Annotated in this window: 2 protein-coding genes; both read right to left on the bottom strand. The window is 66.0% G+C overall.

Going from position 1 to position 1,452, the window contains the following annotated elements; all coding sequences use genetic code 11:
• Positions 1-243: 243 nt before the first annotated feature.
• Positions 244-756: a hypothetical protein gene (locus PUR53_RS00020; RefSeq protein ID WP_329906929.1), complete on the bottom strand. Its 513-nt coding sequence runs from the start codon at positions 754-756 to the stop codon at positions 244-246.
• On the bottom strand, positions 737-1,153 hold the full coding sequence (locus PUR53_RS00015) for a transposase (RefSeq protein ID WP_329906928.1): 417 nt from the start codon (positions 1,151-1,153) through the stop codon (positions 737-739). The genes PUR53_RS00020 and PUR53_RS00015 overlap by 20 nt, the downstream gene beginning before the upstream one ends.
• Between the last annotated feature and the right edge of the window lie 299 nt (positions 1,154-1,452).

The following is a 1,452-nucleotide window of genomic DNA, read 5'->3' as shown; positions in this document are numbered from 1 at the left end:
CGGCCCCACTGAGGGCGTCAACACCAAGACCAAACGGATCGCGCGCCAGATGCACGGACGAGCAGGCTTCACCCTGCTCCGGCACCGCATCCTCCTCGGATAACAGCACGCTCCGTCACCACCGAATGTGAGACAGGGCCACTCGTTTGACAGTCCCCGACTCCTCGGCAGATCGGCATCCCAGCTCAGGCCACCCTGCTGCCGGTCATCGAGATCAACCGGAAACCGACCGGGCAGTAGTGCTCAGTGGCCCAGCCTGTGTTGGACGTAGTTCGGGTGGGCCGCGCCGACCTCGATGCTGTTCTCGTCGAGGCCGTTGACGATCCGCAGGGAGCCACTGGCGAAGGTGAACTCCACCGCCACGGTTCCTGCCGCCAGGTCACGGTCGGCTGGTTGCCATTCGAGAAGCGTGACCTCACGCAGTTCGTGGCCGACGCACAGTTCGAGGCGTTCGTCGCTGTGAGACCACCGGGGCGTGAGCTCGGAAGACTCCCACCCGGTGATGGTTGCCGTGGTGTCGATGGTGTCCCAGCCGATCGAAAGTTCATCGAGCTTCCAGTGGCAGACCTCCACCTGGATGCCGTCGAAGTCCAGCACCACCGGGCAGTCGGCGAACCAGTCCCCGTCTTCGGCGAACCGCACCAGCGCGAACCCCGTCAGCCGCCTACCGGCGAGCGCCGCCAAGCGTGATCCGTGCGCCTGCCGAATCGCGTCGACCCCGATCAAGAAGGACGGCTCAAAACCAGAGATCCCCATGTTCACAGCACATGAGTCTCCCTGCCTTTGACCCAACCGGCGAGCACATATCGACCAGGCGGATCTCCGACGGCACTGGACAGGTCGGATTCCACAGAAAGGGCGGGAAGTCCGCGGGCAGGGCGCGCCACTCGATGCCGTAGCGGACCAGGTAGCGGACCGCGTCCACGACCGCGCGCAGCCGGTGGGCCATCGGGCGCCCGCCCGGGCCGCGGCGCAGCTCGGCCATCACCGCCTGGGCGTGCGGTTCGAGGACCTCCCACTCGGCGTCGGTAGTGTCGGAGGGATAGCGGGTGACACGGTGGACGCAGCCGCACCCGGTCACCGAGCAGGGCGATCCCGCGGCGGGAGGCGTGTCGGGCGTGGTCGCGAGGTTCGAGACGAGGTAGACAGACATCCTGAGGGCTTCTGGACGGGCGGGCTTCGACAACCACATCCGTCCAGAAGCCCTCACCCTCGTCGGGCAGGACACGCCGAGCACGCCGTGATGATCGACAGACGCCACGCCACAGCGCCGACAGGGCCACGTGATCAGTTCACGGACAGGCTCTAAAGCCAATGCCGTTGCTTTACGGGTCTGCTGGTTGGGGTCGTTTGATGCGGACAGCTCGGGTTCCGGTGAGGGTGGGCTGGGGCCATGTCAGGTGCTCAGCCCGCTTGAGCCAGTAGTTGGACATCTTGCGTTTGACGACACGG

The sequence above is a fragment of the Streptomyces sp. SP18BB07 genome, from assembly GCF_036322545.1.
GTDB lineage: Bacteria > Actinomycetota > Actinomycetes > Streptomycetales > Streptomycetaceae > Streptomyces > Streptomyces deccanensis.
The sequence above is the reverse complement of the archived record's forward strand: the minus strand, read 5'-3'. Positions and strand labels throughout refer to the sequence as shown.